At 72.3% G+C, this 14,493-nt stretch carries 14 protein-coding genes; 9 read left to right on the plus strand and 5 right to left on the minus strand.

The window, feature by feature from the left end; all coding sequences use genetic code 11:
- Position 1 precedes the first annotated feature (1 nt).
- Positions 2 to 1,570 (minus strand): SLC13 family permease, encoded by a 1,569-nt coding sequence (locus tag ACDF64_RS05860; protein WP_394554047.1) that lies wholly within the window; start codon positions 1,568 to 1,570, stop codon positions 2 to 4.
- Between the two features lie 129 nt (positions 1,571 to 1,699).
- On the opposite strand from ACDF64_RS05860, the gene ACDF64_RS05865 reads away from it, so the two are divergent.
- Together ACDF64_RS05865 and ACDF64_RS05870 are read left to right on the plus strand one after the other, a co-directional pair.
- Entirely contained in the window at positions 1,700 to 3,406 is a 1,707-nt protein-coding gene (locus tag ACDF64_RS05865; RefSeq protein WP_394554048.1) for an MFS transporter, read from the plus strand.
- The gene (locus ACDF64_RS05870) at positions 3,403 to 4,920 is read left to right on the plus strand and encodes a leucyl aminopeptidase (RefSeq protein WP_394554049.1); all 1,518 of its coding nucleotides are present in this window, start codon (positions 3,403 to 3,405) and stop codon (positions 4,918 to 4,920) included. The genes ACDF64_RS05865 and ACDF64_RS05870 overlap by 4 nt, the downstream gene beginning before the upstream one ends.
- 2 nt (positions 4,921 to 4,922) lie before the next feature.
- Here the strand turns inward: ACDF64_RS05870 and ACDF64_RS05875 are convergent, their stop codons facing one another.
- The gene (locus ACDF64_RS05875) at positions 4,923 to 5,399 is read right to left on the minus strand and encodes an ATP-dependent zinc protease (RefSeq protein ID WP_394554051.1); all 477 of its coding nucleotides are present in this window, start codon (positions 5,397 to 5,399) and stop codon (positions 4,923 to 4,925) included.
- Between the two features lie 26 nt (positions 5,400 to 5,425).
- Between ACDF64_RS05875 and ACDF64_RS05880 the strand changes: the two genes are divergently transcribed.
- Positions 5,426 to 6,616: a RimK family alpha-L-glutamate ligase gene (locus ACDF64_RS05880; protein ID WP_394554052.1), complete on the plus strand. Its 1,191-nt coding sequence runs from the start codon at positions 5,426 to 5,428 to the stop codon at positions 6,614 to 6,616.
- A 169-nt stretch (positions 6,617 to 6,785) separates the two neighbouring features.
- Here ACDF64_RS05880 and ACDF64_RS05885 read toward each other — a convergent pair whose 3' ends face one another.
- On the minus strand, positions 6,786 to 7,151 hold the full coding sequence (locus ACDF64_RS05885; RefSeq protein WP_394554054.1) for a GntR family transcriptional regulator: 366 nt from the start codon (positions 7,149 to 7,151) through the stop codon (positions 6,786 to 6,788).
- A gap of 2 nt (positions 7,152 to 7,153) precedes the next feature.
- Positions 7,154 to 7,591 (minus strand): Lrp/AsnC family transcriptional regulator, encoded by a 438-nt coding sequence (locus tag ACDF64_RS05890; protein ID WP_394554055.1) that lies wholly within the window; start codon positions 7,589 to 7,591, stop codon positions 7,154 to 7,156.
- 153 nt (positions 7,592 to 7,744) lie between these two features.
- Between ACDF64_RS05890 and ACDF64_RS05895 the strand changes: the two genes are divergently transcribed.
- Positions 7,745 to 8,545 carry an LLM class F420-dependent oxidoreductase gene (locus ACDF64_RS05895; RefSeq protein ID WP_394554057.1) on the plus strand — a complete coding sequence of 267 codons (801 nt, stop codon included), beginning with the start codon at positions 7,745 to 7,747 and terminating at the stop codon, positions 8,543 to 8,545.
- Between the two features lie 58 nt (positions 8,546 to 8,603).
- Here ACDF64_RS05895 and ACDF64_RS05900 read toward each other — a convergent pair whose 3' ends face one another.
- Positions 8,604 to 9,413 carry a DUF4097 family beta strand repeat-containing protein gene (locus tag ACDF64_RS05900; protein WP_394554058.1) on the minus strand — a complete coding sequence of 270 codons (810 nt, stop codon included), beginning with the start codon at positions 9,411 to 9,413 and terminating at the stop codon, positions 8,604 to 8,606.
- Positions 9,414 to 9,591: 178 nt separating this feature from the next.
- On the opposite strand from ACDF64_RS05900, the gene ACDF64_RS05905 reads away from it, so the two are divergent.
- From ACDF64_RS05905 to ACDF64_RS05925, 5 genes are all read left to right on the plus strand, one after another.
- The gene (locus tag ACDF64_RS05905) at positions 9,592 to 11,109 is read left to right on the plus strand and encodes a peptide MFS transporter (RefSeq protein ID WP_394554060.1); all 1,518 of its coding nucleotides are present in this window, start codon (positions 9,592 to 9,594) and stop codon (positions 11,107 to 11,109) included.
- 41 nt (positions 11,110 to 11,150) lie between these two features.
- Complete coding sequence (locus ACDF64_RS05910; RefSeq protein ID WP_394554062.1) at positions 11,151 to 11,954, plus strand: polyprenol monophosphomannose synthase; 804 nt, start codon at positions 11,151 to 11,153, stop codon at positions 11,952 to 11,954.
- Entirely contained in the window at positions 11,951 to 12,646 is a 696-nt protein-coding gene (locus ACDF64_RS05915; protein ID WP_394554064.1) for a helix-turn-helix transcriptional regulator, read from the plus strand. The genes ACDF64_RS05910 and ACDF64_RS05915 overlap by 4 nt, the downstream gene beginning before the upstream one ends.
- A gap of 65 nt (positions 12,647 to 12,711) precedes the next feature.
- Positions 12,712 to 13,083 (plus strand): VOC family protein, encoded by a 372-nt coding sequence (locus ACDF64_RS05920; RefSeq protein ID WP_394554065.1) that lies wholly within the window; start codon positions 12,712 to 12,714, stop codon positions 13,081 to 13,083.
- Between the two features lie 130 nt (positions 13,084 to 13,213).
- Complete coding sequence (locus ACDF64_RS05925) at positions 13,214 to 14,467, plus strand: MFS transporter (protein ID WP_394554066.1); 1,254 nt, start codon at positions 13,214 to 13,216, stop codon at positions 14,465 to 14,467.
- Positions 14,468 to 14,493 lie beyond the last annotated feature (26 nt).

Raw genomic sequence — 14,493 nt, forward strand, 5'->3', positions numbered from 1 at the left:
TTCAGGGCTGGAACGGCCAGAACACCGGCGTGAGGAACACCGCCGCGGCGAGGAAGACCAGCGCCAACGGCCAGCCGTAGCGGGCGTAGTCGCCGAACCGGTACCCCGCCGGGCCCATCACCATCAGGTTGACCGGTGTGGCGACCGGCGTGAGGAAGGCCGCGGCGGCCGCCGTCGTCACCGCCATGAGGAACGGGAGCGGGGACATCCCGAGCTCGCCGGCGACCGCGATCGCGACGGGCGAGAGGATCAACGCGGTCGCCATGTTGCTGATCACCTGGCCGAGCGCCAGCACCACGACGCCGAGCGCGAGCAGCACGAGGTACGGGCTCGAGTCGCCGACGACGGCGAGCAGGCCCGAGGCGACCAGGTCGGCGGCTCCGGTCGCGAGGAACGCCGTCGACAGCGGGATCATGCCGGCAACCAGCACCACCGTCGTCCACGAGATGCGACGGAAGGCGCGGGCGATCGGGACGATGCGGGTGAGGATCATCGCACCGGCGGCGAGGAGCCCGGCGATCGCGGCCGGGAGGAGGTCCGTCGCCAGCACCACGACCATGGCCGCGAGCACGCCCAGCGCCACCCAGCCGCGCCAGCCGAACGGCGCGAGTTGGCGCCGGAGCGCATCGGGGTGGTCGACCACGAGCAGGTCCCCGCCGAGGCTGCGAGCCTCGAGGCGATCCCAGCTGCCCTGCATCAGGAGCACGTCGCCGGGCTGGAGCGCGATCGGCCTCGTCTCCTCGCGGTCGTTGCGCAGGATCGCGAGGAGCACGATGCTCCCGTCCTCGCCGCCGACCATCCCGGGGAACACCTCCTTGCCGATGAGCTTCGACCGGGGCGGCACGACCGCCTCGGTGATGCCGAGCTCGCGATCGACGAGGGCCTCGTCGCGCACCGACGGGTACTGCTTCCGGATGGTCGCGGTATGGCCGCTCAGGTCGCGGATGCCCGAGGCCGCCGCCCGGTCGGGGATGAGCCGGCGCCCGAACAGGAGCGTGACGAGCACGGTCGCGATCACGAGCGGCACGCCGATCTTCGCGAACTCGAAGTAGCCGAGGGTGCCCGCGCCGCTGTCGAGCGCGAGCTCCGCGATGAGCACGTTGACGGGGGTGCCCGTGAGGGTCAGCATCGAGCCGGCATGCGCGCCGAAGGCGAGCGGGAGCAGCAGCCGGGACGGCGCGATCCCGCTCCGCACGGCGACGATGACCGCCATCGGCAGGAGCGCGGCGACCGCGCCGTTCACGCTGATGAGCGCGGTGAGCAGGGCGACGACGATCATCACGACGACCAGCGCGCGCCGGGCGTCCGAGCCCGTGAGCCGCACGACGGCCTGGCCGACCCAGCCCGTCACCCCGGAGGCGTCGAGGCCCTCCGAGACGACGAACAGCGTCGCGATGAAGACGACGGTCGGGTCGCCGAACCCGGCGAGGGCCTCGCGGAGGTCGAGCACCCCCGTCGCCCAGAGCGCCACGGAGACGCCGACGGCCACGATCGCGACCGGGATGCGGCCGGTCAGGAACGCGATCACCGCCAGCCCGAGGATCACGAAGGTCGCGACGATCGGGTCCATGGTCAGACCCTAGGGGAGCCCGGTCGAGAACGGCAGTCTTCACGCGACCGCTCGACCGGCGATAGGGTCGCACCAGATCGACCGGCACCGTCGCCGGGCGGTCGCTGCATCAGCCGGGGAGGGGCCGCAGTGACTCATCGGAGCGCCACAGCCACGCCGGCGGCCGCGACACGCACGTCGTGGCTGCCGCTCGTCGTCGTCGTCCTCACGCAGGTGCAGGCATCCTTCGCGGTGAACGCGCTCACCGTGTCGATGGGGCCCATCACCTCCGACCTCGACACGCCCGCCACGAGCGTCGGCACGGCCATCACCGCCGGCACGTTCGCGATGGCCGCGTTCATCCTGCTGGGCGCCAAGGTCGGCTCGCGCTTCGGCACGAAGGCCGTGTTCCAGATCGCCCTCGCGGTGCACGGCCTCGCCATGGCGGGGGTCGCGCTCGCAGTGAGCCCGGCGATGCTCTTCATCGCGCAGGCGCTCTCGGGCGCCGTCATCGCGCTCATCGCCCCCGCGCTCACCGTGTTCATCGCGGCCAACTACCACGGCAGGCAGCAGGCGACCGCGATCGGGCTCCTCGCCGCCGCGATCCCCGCCGCCGGCGTGCTCGCCCTGCTGATCGCGGGCACGTTCGCCGAGACCATCGGCTGGCGGTACTCGTTCGGGCTCGTGGTCGTGCTGGCCGTCGTGAACCTGCTGCTCAGCCTCGGCCTCAGGCGGGTCGAGCCGCAGCGAGCCCTGCGGATCGACTGGGGCGGCGCGTTCATCGCCGCCACGTCGATCATCCTGTTGAGCTTCGGGTTCTCGGGACTCGCGCCCTGGGGAGTCGTCCTGGCCTCCGACCAGGCGCCGTTCGACATCCTCGGGCTCTCACCGGCGCCCGTCCTGGTGCTGCTGGGCCTCGTCGTCGGGCAGCTGTTCTTCGTCTGGCTGCGTCGCCGGCAGCGCGAGCACCGCCCGCGGATCTTCGACCTGCGGGTGCTGAAGTCGGGCCAGGAGCGGGCGATCACCGCGTGCATGGCGATCATGCTGTTCGTCGGCACCGCCGCGAACTTCCTCATCCCGCTCTACATGCAGGTCGTGCAGGGCCTGTCGGGCATCGAGACGTCGTTCTCGATCATCCCGTACACGTTGTCGATCTTCCTCTCGAGCACGTTCATCGCCCTGATCTACGGGCGGTTCTCGCCTCGGCAGATCGCGACGGCCGGCTTCGTCGTCGTCGCGTCGGCGCTCGCGCTGCTCGCCTTCACGATCCAGAACGAGTGGGGCCAGGCCTTCGTGGTCGTCGGGCTCGTCCTGTTGGGCCTCGGGCAGGGCTCGATCGTGGCGCTCGTGTTCAACACCCTGCTGTCCGCGGCGCCGAAGGAGCTGGCCGGCGACGTGGGCGCGTGGCGCGGACTCGTGCACAACGTGTCGGGCAGCGTCGGCATCGCCGTGGCGACCGTGTTCGCGGTGACGGTGCTGTCGGGCCTGGTGCTGTCGGAGGTCGCCGATCACCCGGAGCTCACGCCCGAGGTGGTCGCGGAGGTGAACCTCGACCAGGTCAACTTCGTGACGAACGACCACCTGAAGGACGTGCTCTCGACGACGGGTGCGACCCCGGCCGAGGTCGATGCGGCGGTCGCGATCAACGAGTCGGCTCGGTTGACCGCGTTGAAGATCTCGCTGCTCGCGCTGGCCGGCCTGGCGCTGCTCGCGATCGTCCCGGCGACGCGGATGCCGGGCCGCATGCGCGACGAGCTGCCCGCGCGGCTCGAACCCGACGACCCCGACGCCATCGACGACACGCCCGATGACACGTCCGACGACGACCTCGTCCACACTGAGAGGAGCCCGAGATGACTCGCGCCGCCCAGAAGCTCATCCCCGACACCTTCGACCCGGTTCCGTCGGCCGCGTGGATCGACGCGCTCGCGGCGACCGCCGTCGACGAGCTCGACGAGTCGGCCGGTGCCCTCGGCGTGCTCATCGCCGCCGAGGGGCCGCTCCCGCCCGGGATCGCCTTCGACCGCGACGCGCTCGCACGCGCCGGCTTCGAGGCGAAGCCGGGGCAGGCGCTCGCCCTGCCGCAGCCGACGGGCCCGGTGCTGGTGCTCGTCGGCCTCGGCGGGGACCCGCTGACCACGGCCGCCCTGCGCACCGCCGCGGCCGTGTTCGCCCGGGCGGCGGCTCGGCACGCCAGGATCGGCCTCCGGGTCGACGGCATCGGCGAGGTGGATGCCTCGGCCGCGGGCCGTGCGCTCATCGAGGGGATCGTCCTGTCGAGGTACCGGTACAGCCCGCTGAAGCAGGCTCGGAAGGACACGCTCCCCGAAGCGATCGAACTGCGGGTCGGCGACGGGGCCGATCGCGAGCTCGTGGCCGACGGGATCGCGGCGGGACTCGTCGCGGCCCGGGCCGCGTGCCTGGCCCGCGATCTCGCGAACACCCCGCCCGGCCACCTCACGGCGGCGGACTTCGGCGAGGTGGCCGTACAGCTCGGCGCCGCCCACGGGTTCGGCGTCGAGCTGTTCGACCGGGCGCAGCTGATCGCGCTCGGCTGCGGGGGCCTCCTGGGCGTCAACGCCGGCAGCGCTGAGGAGCCGCGGATGGTCAAGCTGACGTACGCGGGCACGGGCGGCGGGAAGCTCGCCATGGTCGGCAAGGGCATCATGTACGACTCGGGCGGCATCAGCCTGAAGCCCAGCGACCCCATGCACCTGCTCATGAAGATGGACATGGGCGGTGCCGCGGCGATCCTCGGCGCGTTCACCGCGTTCGCCGCGGCCGGCGTGCGGTCCGAGGTGACGGCCTGGCTCATGTGCACCGACAACATGCCGTCTGGTTCGGCCTACAAGCTGGGCGACGTGCTCACGGCCCGCGGCGGCACCACCGTCGAGGTGAAGAACACCGATGCCGAGGGCCGCCTCGTGATGATGGACGGGCTCGTGCTCGCGACCGAGACCGAGCCCGACGCGATCGTCGACATCGCCACGCTCACGGGGGCGGCGCTGATGGCGCTCGGCCAGCTCACCGCCGCCCTGTTCGGCAACGACCAGCCGTTCGTCGACCAGGTGAAGGCGGCGGCGGATGCCTCGGACGAGCAGGTGTGGCAGCTGCCGCTCGAGCGCACCTACCGCAAGCAGCTCGACTCCGACGTCGCCGACCTCTCGAACCTGGGCGGGAAGTACGCCGGGGCGACGACGGCCGCGCTGTTCCTCGACCACTTCGTCGCCGGCATCCCGTGGGCGCACCTCGACATCGCGGGCACCATGCAGTCGGACGCCGACGACGCCTGGCGGTCGGCCGGCGCGACGGGGTTCGGCGCCCGGCTGCTCCTCGACCTCGCGGAGCGGTTCGTCGCGCCCTCCGCCTGACGCTACTTGCCGCGGTTGCGGCGGCGCGCCGGGCGCGGCGCGCGGCCGCCGACGAACGAGCGGGCCGAGTCGACCACGAAGCCCTGCCGAAGCGCCTCGCGCCCGATCAGCATCCGGAAGCCCATCTGGTCCCGGTTGCTCAGCGTCACCTCGGCGGTGACCGTGTGCCCGATCATCACGACGTCGAGCATCACCACGATGCGCTCCTCGACGTGCCCCGACGAGCTGCGCACCCGACGACGGTCGTGCACCGGGCGCTCGACCGTGACCGCGTCCTCCTCGGACAACTGCCACGGACGCACCTTGAAGCGCACCCAGTCAGCGCCCCTCCGACGGAACCCCTCGACGTCGAACGCGTGGATCGCGCTCGAGCGCGCGCCGGTGTCGAGTTTCGCCTTCACCCAGGGCACCTCGATGCCCGGCAGGCTCACCCACTCGCGCCATCCGGCGATGGTGGTTGAATGGATGGGCTCTGTCACTCGCCTATCTTCTCAGGGGCTCAAGGATGAAACTTGCGATCCTGTCGCGCGCCCCGCAGGCGTACTCCACGCAGCGACTCCGGGCGGCGGCCGAACAACGCGGCCACACCGTCCGGGTGCTGAACACGCTGCGCTTCGGCATCGACCTCACCCAGCTCGAGCCGGACCTCCAGTACCGGGGCCGGCCGCTCAGCGACTACGACGCGATCCTGCCGCGTATCGGCAACTCGATCACCTACTTCGGCACGGCCGTGGTGCGCCAGTTCGAGCAGATGGACGTCTACACGCCGAACACGGCGAACGGCATCTCGAACGCGCGCGACAAGCTGCGCGCGACGCAGATCCTCTCCCGGCACAACATCGGGATGCCCGCGACCGCGTTCGTCCGCAACCGCGCCGACGTGCGTCCCGCGATCGAACTGGTCGGCGGAGCACCGGTCGTGATCAAGCTGCTGGAGGGCACGCAGGGCATCGGCGTCATCCTCGCGCCGCAGGTCAAGGTCGCCGAGGCGATCATCGAGACGCTGCACTCGACCAAGCAGAACGTGCTGATCCAGAAGTTCATCGCCGAGAGCCGCGGGCGGGACATCCGTGCCCTCGTCGTCGGCGACCGCGTCGTCGCGGCGATGCGCCGCGTCGCGAACGGCGACGAGTTCCGCTCGAACGTGCACCGCGGCGGCAGCGTCGAGGCCGTCGAGCTCACCCCCGAGTACGAGCAGGCCGCCGTGCGATCGGCGCAGATCATGGGACTCAAGGTCGCCGGCGTCGACATGCTCGAGGGCAACGAGGGCCCGCTGGTGATGGAGGTCAACTCGTCGCCGGGCCTGCAGGGCATCGAGCAGGCGACGAACCTCGACGTCGCCGGCGCGATCATCGACTACATGGCCAACCAGGTCGCGTTCCCCGAGATCGACGTGCGCCAGCGGCTCACGGTCTCGACGGGCTACGGCGTGGCCGAGCTCCTCGTGCACGGTGCCGCCGACCTCGTCGGCAAGTCGCTGGGCGAGTCGGGCCTGTGGGAGCGGGACATCACGGTGCTCACGCTGCACCGCGGCACGACCGTGATCCCGAACCCGCGGAAGGGCGTCGTGCTCGAGTCGGGGGACCGGCTGCTCTGCTTCGGCAAGCTCGAGGAGATGCGGTCGATGATCCCGGAGCGACGTCGCCGGCGCGCCAAGGTGCGGAAGCTGCCGAAGGAGCCGATCCCCGAGGGGTGAGCCGCGGGCCCCGGTGGTCGGGCAGCGCCGGTTCCTCGGTGGTCGGGCAGCCCCGCCGGTTCCCCGGTGGTCAAGTAGCGCCGCCGGTTCCCGGTGGTCGGGCAGCGCCGCCGGTTCCCGGTGGTCGAGGAGCGCCGCCGGAGGCGACGCGTCTCGAGACCCGGCGCGACTACGTCCCGATGCGGAGCGCCCGGTCGATCGTCTCGAGCGCGTCGTCGGGCGGGATCTGGAGCCGCCGGGCGAGCGCGGCGAACTCGGCGGCCGCCTGCTGCAGCTCGCGGTGCGCGGCGTCGCCGTGCGCGGAGACGAAGGTCCCGGCCCGGCCGCGCGTCTCGATCTGGTGGTCGCCCTCGAGCTCGCGGTACGCGCGCGCCACGGTGTTGACCGCGAGGCCGAGCTCCTCGGCGAGCGCGCGGACGGTGGGCAGCCGCGCCCCGGGCGCCAGGTCGCCGTGCCGGATCCGGTCGACGACCGCCGCCCGGATCTGCTCGTACGGCGCCGTCGGCGAAGCCGGGTCGACCACGATGCGGTCCATGCTCACTCCCGGTTGCGGTTGACGAGTCGCGAGAGCACGATCGCGCTCCGCGTGTGGTCCACGTTGGGTGCGACGCGCACGCGCTCGAGCGCGTCCTCGAGCGAGGTGATGTCGCGCGCGCGCATGTGCACGATCGCGTCGGCCGAGCCGGTGACGGTGCCGGCGTACACGACCTCCGGGACATCCTGCAGGATGCGCCGCAGCTCCTCCGGCGCGACCGTCCCGCGGCAGAACAGCTCGACGTACGCCTCGGTGCTCATGCCGTCGACGGCGGGGTCGACCTGGATCGTGAACGAGCGGATGACCCCGTCGGCGACGAGCCGGTCGACGCGCCGTTTCACCGCCGATGCGGACAGGCCGACGGACGACCCGATATCGCCGTAGCCCGCGCGCGCGTTGCGTCGGAGCAGGTCGAGGATCGCGCGGTCCAGGTTGTCCATGCCCGCGAGCATATGCCGGGACGTTGCGTCGGCACACCCCCGCACGCGGATTTCATGCGGGAGCGGCCGCCCAGCCGCCGAAGATGCGGATGCCGCCGGGTTCGGGTCGCCGCGCGTGCCGCGGAGCCTCCGCGCGTCCCTAGGCTGGAATCCATGTCTGCGAATTCCCCCGTCCGCATCGGCGTGCAGGTCCAGCCCCAGCACGCCGAGTACTCCGCCATCCGCGACACCGTGCTCCGGCTCGAGGACCTCGGCGTCGACGTCGTCTTCAACTGGGACCACTTCTTCCCGCTCTCGGGCGACCCCGACGGCCTGCACTTCGAGGCGTGGACCATGCTCGGCGCGTGGGCCGAGCAGACCGAGCGGATCGAGTTCGGCACGTTGGTCAACTGCAACTCCTACCGCGGCGCCGACCTGCAGGCCGACATGGCCCGCACGCTCGACCACGTCTCCGCGAAGGGCGGCGGCGCGGGCCGCTTCATCTTCGGCACGGGCAGCGGCTGGTTCGAGCGGGACTACGACGAGTACGGGTACGAGTTCGGCACGGCCGGCTCCCGCCTGAACGCGCTGGATGCCGCGCTCCCGCGCATCCGCGAGCGCTGGTCGAAGCTCAACCCGGCTCCGACCCGGCGCATCCCGATCATGATCGGCGGCGCGGGCGAGCAGAAGACGCTCCGGATCACCGCCGAGCACGCCGACATCTGGCACTCGTTCGTGCGCCCCGACGCCCTGGCCCACAAGCTCGACGTGCTGAAGCGGCACGGCGACGCGATCGGCCGGGACGTCTCGGAGATCGTGATCTCGAACGAGCTCGGTCGTCACGGCGACGACGAGCGCGCCGAGGCGCTGCACGCGGGCGGCGTGCGGCTGTTCACCGTCGGCATCTCGGGTCCGGACTACGACCTCGAGCCGGTGCGGCACTGGCTGCGCTGGCGCGACGCGAAGAACGCGTAGCGGCCCGGGCCGGGCGGCGCATGGCGCCACCCGGCCCGAACGTCGCCCGGCCGGCCGCTCAGTCGTCGACCGAGACGGTGATGGCGCCGTTCGACGAGCCCAGCACGAGCTCGAACTCCCCGTCGGGGTCGTCCGCCACGCCGATGTCGGTGCTCCCGTTCGACGTGTGCGCATCGACCCGGTAGGCCGCGTCCGGCACGGTGATCTCGATCGAGCCGTTCGACGTGTCGGCGGCGACGTCCTGCGCGGTGACGAGCTCCAGGTCGATCTCGCCGTTGGACGTGTCGACGTCGATGCCGTGGCCCGCGAGCCCGCGGCCGACGATCGCCCCGTTGCTCGTCGAGGCGCTGACGGAGCCGGCGACGTCGGTCAGCTCGATCCGACCGTTGCTGGTCTCGACGTCGACCTCGCCGACGTCCTCGAGGTCGAGCTCGCCGTTCGAGGTCTCGCCCGAGACGTCCACGCCGACCGGCACCTCGACCGTGTACGCGACCGAGCAGTTGCGGCCGCATCCCCCGAGGACGAGCTCGTCGCCGTCGACCCGGTGGGTGTCGCCGATCTCGCGCTCCGGCCCGCGGTAGCGGACCGTGCGCTCGATCGAGACGCCCGTGGCGCCGGCGACGCCGCGCACCTCGACGCTGTCATCGGGCGAGTCGATCGTGACGTGCGCGACGGTCGCGGCGACCGATGCGGAGTCGGAGAACTCGTGGAGCGGCCCGAGGAACGCGCAGCCGCTCAGGCCGAGCGCGATGGCGCCGGCCGAGACGGCGGCGACGCCGACGGTCGCGATCCGGGCGGTGCGGTGCGTGCGGGTGCGGTGCGGGCGCCGGGTGCTGCGGGCGCTTCGGGCGGCGGTGCTGCGGGACATGGTGTGTGGACCTCCTCGATCGCCTCCGACGCTACTGAGCGGCTCCGGACGACGGCACTGGGGCGAGCCACCCGGCTTCCGGGGGACATCCCCCGTACCGGGAGCCGGGGCAGCCGTTCGTCGCCACCGTGCGGACGACGCGTGACCCGGGTCGACCCGCGGGTCTAGGCTGGCCCGCATGGGGGAGGTCACCGAACCCGCACCCGGTGAGGTGGGGCCGCCGGAGCCCCGGGTCACCGACGGCGGGGAACGGACGACGAGGGGGGACCACGGGTTCCTCGGGCAGCCGCGCGCGCTCGTGCACATCTTCGGCGTCGAGATGTGGGAGCGCTTCAGCTTCTACGGCATGCAGGGGATCCTGCTCATCTACCTGTACTACTCGGTGGCCGAGGGCGGCCTCGGGATGGACCAGACCGCAGCGGCGGGCATCGTCGGCGCGTACGGCGGCGCCGTCTACCTCTCGACGATCCTCGGCGCCTGGATCGCCGACCGCCTGCTCGGCAGCGAACGCGTGCTGTTCTTCAGCGCGATCGTGATCATGGCCGGGCACATCGCGCTCGCCCTGCTGCCCGGCTTCCTCGGCGTCGGCGTGGGCCTCGTGCTGGTCGCGTTCGGCTCGGGCGGGCTGAAGGCGAACGCGACGAGCGTCGTCGGCACGCTCTACGACGAGCACGACCCGAGGCGCGACGCCGGCTTCAGCGTGTTCTACCTCGGCATCAACCTCGGCGCGTTCTTCGGCCCGCTCCTCACCGGCCTCGTGCAGAGCACGCTCGGCTTCCACTGGGGGTTCGCGCTCGCCGCGGTGGGCATGGCGATCGGCCTGACCCAGTACGCCTTCGGGCGGAAGTCGCTGCCGCCCGAGGCATCCGTCGTGCCCAACCCGCTGCCGCGGGACCGCCGCGGCCTCGTGATCGGCGTCGGCGCGGCCGCCGTGGTCGTCGTCGTGGTGCTCGTCCTGGTCGGGTGGATCACGGCGACGAACCTCGTGCTCTGGGTGATCGGCGGCACGATCGCCGCCGCCCTCGCCTACTTCGCGGTGATCCTGACGAGCCCGCGCATCACCCGGGTCGAGCGGCACCGCGTCTTCGGGTTCGTGCCGCTCTTCATCGCGTCGGTCGCGTTCTGGTCGCTGTACCAGCAGCAGTTCACCGTGCTGACGATCTACAGCGACGAGCAGCTGAACCGCGACCTGTTCGGCTGGGAGATGCCGGTGTCGTGGGTGCAGTCGATCAACCCGATCTTCATCATCATCCTGTCGGGCGCGTTCGCGGCGCTGTGGACGAAGCTCGGCGACCGGCAGCCGTCGACGCCGATCAAGTTCGCGCTCGGCACGGTGATCATGGGCCTGGCGTTCCTGCTGTTCATCCCGTTCGCCGGTGGCGGCCCGAACTCGACGCCGCTGCTGGCGATCGTGGGGATCCTGTTCGTGTTCACGATCGCCGAGCTGCTGCTCTCGCCGGTCGGGCTGTCGGTGACGACGAAGCTCGCGCCGAAGGTGTTCCACACGCAGATGGTCGCGCTGTTCTTCCTGTCGGTGGCGCTCGGCACCGCGATCGCGGGCCGCCTTGCGGAGTTCTACTCGACCGAGACCGAGGTGGCCTACTTCGGCGTGCTGGGCGGCATCGCGATCGTGCTCGGCGTCGCGCTCGCGGTCGGCAGCCGCGGCGTGCTGCGGCTCATGTCCGGCGTCCGCTAGGGCCGTCGAGCCGCCCGGTTCCCGCCGGTTACGATGCACGGGTGCCCGAACCCCTGGTGGTGATCCCCACCTACAACGAGCGCGACAACCTCGCATCGATCGTCGCCCGAGTGCGGCAGGCCGTGCCCGCGGCATCCGTGCTCGTCGTCGACGACGCCTCGCCCGACGGCACGGGCCTCCTCGCCGACGAGCTGGCCGCGGCGGATGCCTCGGTGCACGTGCTCCACCGCGCCGGCAAGGACGGCCTCGGGGCCGCCTACCTCGAGGCGTTCGACTGGGCGCTCGCGAACGGGTACGACCCGGTCGTGCAGATGGACGCCGACGGTTCCCACCGGCCCGAGGAGCTGCCCGACCTGCTCGCCGCGCTGCACGGCCCGGCGGGGGACGTCGCGGCCGCCGAGGAGGGCGCGGGCGAGGCATCCGCCGACCTCGTGATCGGGTCGCGCCGCGTGCCGGGCGGGTCGATCGTGAACTGGCCGAAGCACCGCGAGTGGCTCTCGCGCGGCGGCAGCGCCTACTCGCGCAGCATGCTGCGGCTGCCGTATCGCGATGTCACGGCCGGCTACCGCGCGTTCAGCGCGGACGGGCTGCGGCGGATGCAGCTCGAGGAGGTGCACACGCGCGGGTACGGGTTCCAGGTCGACATGCTGATGCGAGCGCACCGTGCGGGGCTGCGGATCGTCGAGGTGCCGGTGACGTTCGTCGAGCGCGAGCGCGGCGACTCGAAGATGAGCCTCGGGATCGTGCTCGAGGCGATGGGGCGGGTCACCGCGTGGGGCATCGCGTCGTGGTTCGGCGGAGGTCGGCGGCGGGGGTCGGCGGGTGACCCCGGAGCTCGGGAGTGACTCGCACCGACCGTCTCTACGCGCTCGTGGAGGAGCTGCGCGCCGCAGCGCCGGGTCGGCGCAGCGCCCGCTGGCTGGCCGATCGCTTCGAGGTCAGCGTGCGCACGATCGAGCGGGACATCGGTGCACTGCAAGCGGCGGGCGTGCCGATCTGGGCGGATGCCGGGCGAACCGGCGGGTACACGATCGATGCGCGCCACACCCTCCCGCCGCTGGGGTTGACGGTCGATGAGGCCTTCGCGATCACCGTCGGGCTGGGCGGGCTCGCGACCAGCCCCTTCCGGGATGCCGCGCTGAGCGCATCCCGGAAGATCACGGCGGTGCTCGGTGCCGAGGAAGCGCGGCGGGCGGCCGCGCTGGCCGGGCGGGTCCACCTGCTCGAGGACGACGAACGCGGGGGTGCCCCCGACCGCATCGCTCGTGCATTGCGCGAGGACAGCGTGCTGCGCATCCGCTACCGCGACGCCGAGGGCAGGGAGAGCAGCCGCGACGTCGAGCCGCTCGGGTTCATCGGGAAGGGGCAGGACTGGTACCTCGTGGCCTGGTGCCGGCTTCGCGGGGGCGTTCGCGCCTTCCGCGGGGACCGCGTGACGGATGCCGCGCCCACCGGCGAGCGGCCGCCGGCCCGGGCCGTTCGGGCGGAGGACCTGGAGATCCCCTACGGGACCCTGCGCCCCCTGTCGTTCGAGTGAGCGCCGCCGACGGCTTGGGGAAACACCGACAGGACGGTGTCGCGAGCGCGCTCGAGGATCGAAGCATGGAATTCGCATCGATCCGCCTCATCACCCGCGACGTCGCCCGCCTCGCGGACTTCTACGAACTCGTCACCGGCCTCGAGGCGTCCAGGCCCGTCCCGGTGTTCGCCGAGATCCGCACCGCACGTGCCACGTTGGCCATCGCCGACCCCGCCACCGTCGGAATGCTCGGTGCGGCCGCTCCGGAACCCGGCGGGGCATCCGGCGTCATCATCGAGTTCCTCGTCGGCGACGTCGACGCGCGATTCGCGCAGCTGAGCCCGAGCCTGACCGACATCGTGCTGGAACCGACCACCATGCCGTGGGGCAACCGGTCGGCCCTGTTCCGCGACCCGGACGGCAACCTCGTCAACCTCTTCTCCCGGCCCGCCTGAGCGCAGGACGCCCCGTTCGCCCCCCGGGGACGGGCGTGGGCGCCGGACGATCGATCGGGTCGTGCCGACGAACGGTCGGGCGCCCGCGGGGCGCTTTCGCGAGGGTGGAATCCGACCCTCAAGGAGCGACATGTCCACGAACCTGCCGAGCACCGGCTCGACGACCCTCCCCGATCCATCCGCCTCGCCCGACGCCGCGGGCGCGACCGCCGCGGGCGCGACCGCCGCCCCGCCGCAGCGCGCCGCGTGGGCGGCGGTCGTCGCCCTCGGCCTCGGCATCTTCACGATGGTGGCGAGCGAGTTCCTCCCCGCGAGCCTGCTGTCGCCGATCGCGGCCGACCTCGGCATCACCGAGGGCGTCGCCGGCCAGCTCGTGACCGCCACGAGCCTCATCGGCATCGTCGGCGGCCCGCTCGTCGTCTCGGCGCTGCCCCGGCTCGATCGTCGCTGGGTGATGGTCGGCCTCACCTCGCTCGCGGTGGTCTCGAACGTGCTGGTCGCGCTGTCGCCCGCGTTCGGCCTGATGCTCGCCTCGCGCCTCCTGCTCGGCCTCGCGATCTCGGGGTTCTGGGCCATGTCGCTCGCCGTCACGGCGCAGCTCGTGCCCGCCGACCGGCTCGGCCGCGCCATGACGATCGTGAACATGGGCCTGTCGCTGGCGACCATCGCCGCCGTCCCCGCCGGGGCGTTCCTCGGGGACCTCGTCGGCTGGCGCGCGGTGTTCCTTGGCGCGGCGGCGGTCGGCGTCGTCGCGCTCGTGGTGCAGCTGGCGACGCTGCCGTCGGTGCCGCCGACCGGGGCGCCCGGGTTCCGCACGCTGGCGCAGACGGCGGTGCGACCCGTCGTCGCCCTCGGCATCCTCTCGATCGTGCTCATCTCGGGCGGCCACTTCGCCGGATTCACGTACGTGCGCCCGGCGTTCGAGACCATCGACGGGTTCACCCCGGCGCTGCTGGCGGTCCTGCTCGCGATCTTCGGCGTCGCCTCGTTCGTCGGGAACCTCATCGCCGGGCCGATGGCCGACCGGCGTCTCGGCGCGCTGGTGCTGGGCGCGCCCGCGGCGATCGGCCTGGCGACGATCCTCTTCGCCGTGTCCGGTGCGAACGTCGTCGCCACCTTCGTCGCCGTCGCCGTGTGGGGAGCGGGGTTCGGGGCGATCCCGACGATGATCCAGTCGTGGATGGCGGTCGTGGCGCCCGACCGGCTGGAGAGCGCGGGCGGCCTGGTCGTCGCCGCGTTCCAGACGGCCATCACCATCGGGGCCATCGTCGGCGGCGTGCTCGTCGACTCGGTCGGCGTCCAGTCGGCGTTCCTCGTCGGCGGCGTCTCGGCCGTGCTGGGCGCGCTCGTGCTCACCGCGGCGAGGCCGCGGTCGCGCCGCTGAGGCGGGACCCCTTCGGATCGACTCCG

It is taken from the genome of Agromyces sp. MMS24-JH15 (genome assembly GCF_043518605.1).
GTDB lineage: Bacteria > Actinomycetota > Actinomycetes > Actinomycetales > Microbacteriaceae > Agromyces.

What these genes read in the sequence shown, in the direction of transcription:
- ACDF64_RS05900 (WP_394554058.1), bottom strand. Translation starts at nt 9,413, where the DNA reads ATGTCCCGCAGCACCGCCGCCCGAAGCGCCCGCAGCACCCGGCGCCCG.
- ACDF64_RS05860 (WP_394554047.1), bottom strand. Translation starts at nt 1,570, where the DNA reads ATGGACCCGATCGTCGCGACCTTCGTGATCCTCGGGCTGGCGGTGATC.
- ACDF64_RS05880 (WP_394554052.1), top strand. Translation starts at nt 5,426, where the DNA reads ATGAAACTTGCGATCCTGTCGCGCGCCCCGCAGGCGTACTCCACGCAG.
- ACDF64_RS05905 (WP_394554060.1), top strand. Translation starts at nt 9,592, where the DNA reads ATGGGGGAGGTCACCGAACCCGCACCCGGTGAGGTGGGGCCGCCGGAG.
- ACDF64_RS05870 (WP_394554049.1), top strand. Translation starts at nt 3,403, where the DNA reads ATGACTCGCGCCGCCCAGAAGCTCATCCCCGACACCTTCGACCCGGTT.
- ACDF64_RS05920 (WP_394554065.1), top strand. Translation starts at nt 12,712, where the DNA reads ATGGAATTCGCATCGATCCGCCTCATCACCCGCGACGTCGCCCGCCTC.
- ACDF64_RS05890 (WP_394554055.1), bottom strand. Translation starts at nt 7,591, where the DNA reads ATGGACAACCTGGACCGCGCGATCCTCGACCTGCTCCGACGCAACGCG.
- ACDF64_RS05925 (WP_394554066.1), top strand. Translation starts at nt 13,214, where the DNA reads ATGTCCACGAACCTGCCGAGCACCGGCTCGACGACCCTCCCCGATCCA.
- ACDF64_RS05885 (WP_394554054.1), bottom strand. Translation starts at nt 7,151, where the DNA reads ATGGACCGCATCGTGGTCGACCCGGCTTCGCCGACGGCGCCGTACGAG.
- ACDF64_RS05895 (WP_394554057.1), top strand. Translation starts at nt 7,745, where the DNA reads ATGTCTGCGAATTCCCCCGTCCGCATCGGCGTGCAGGTCCAGCCCCAG.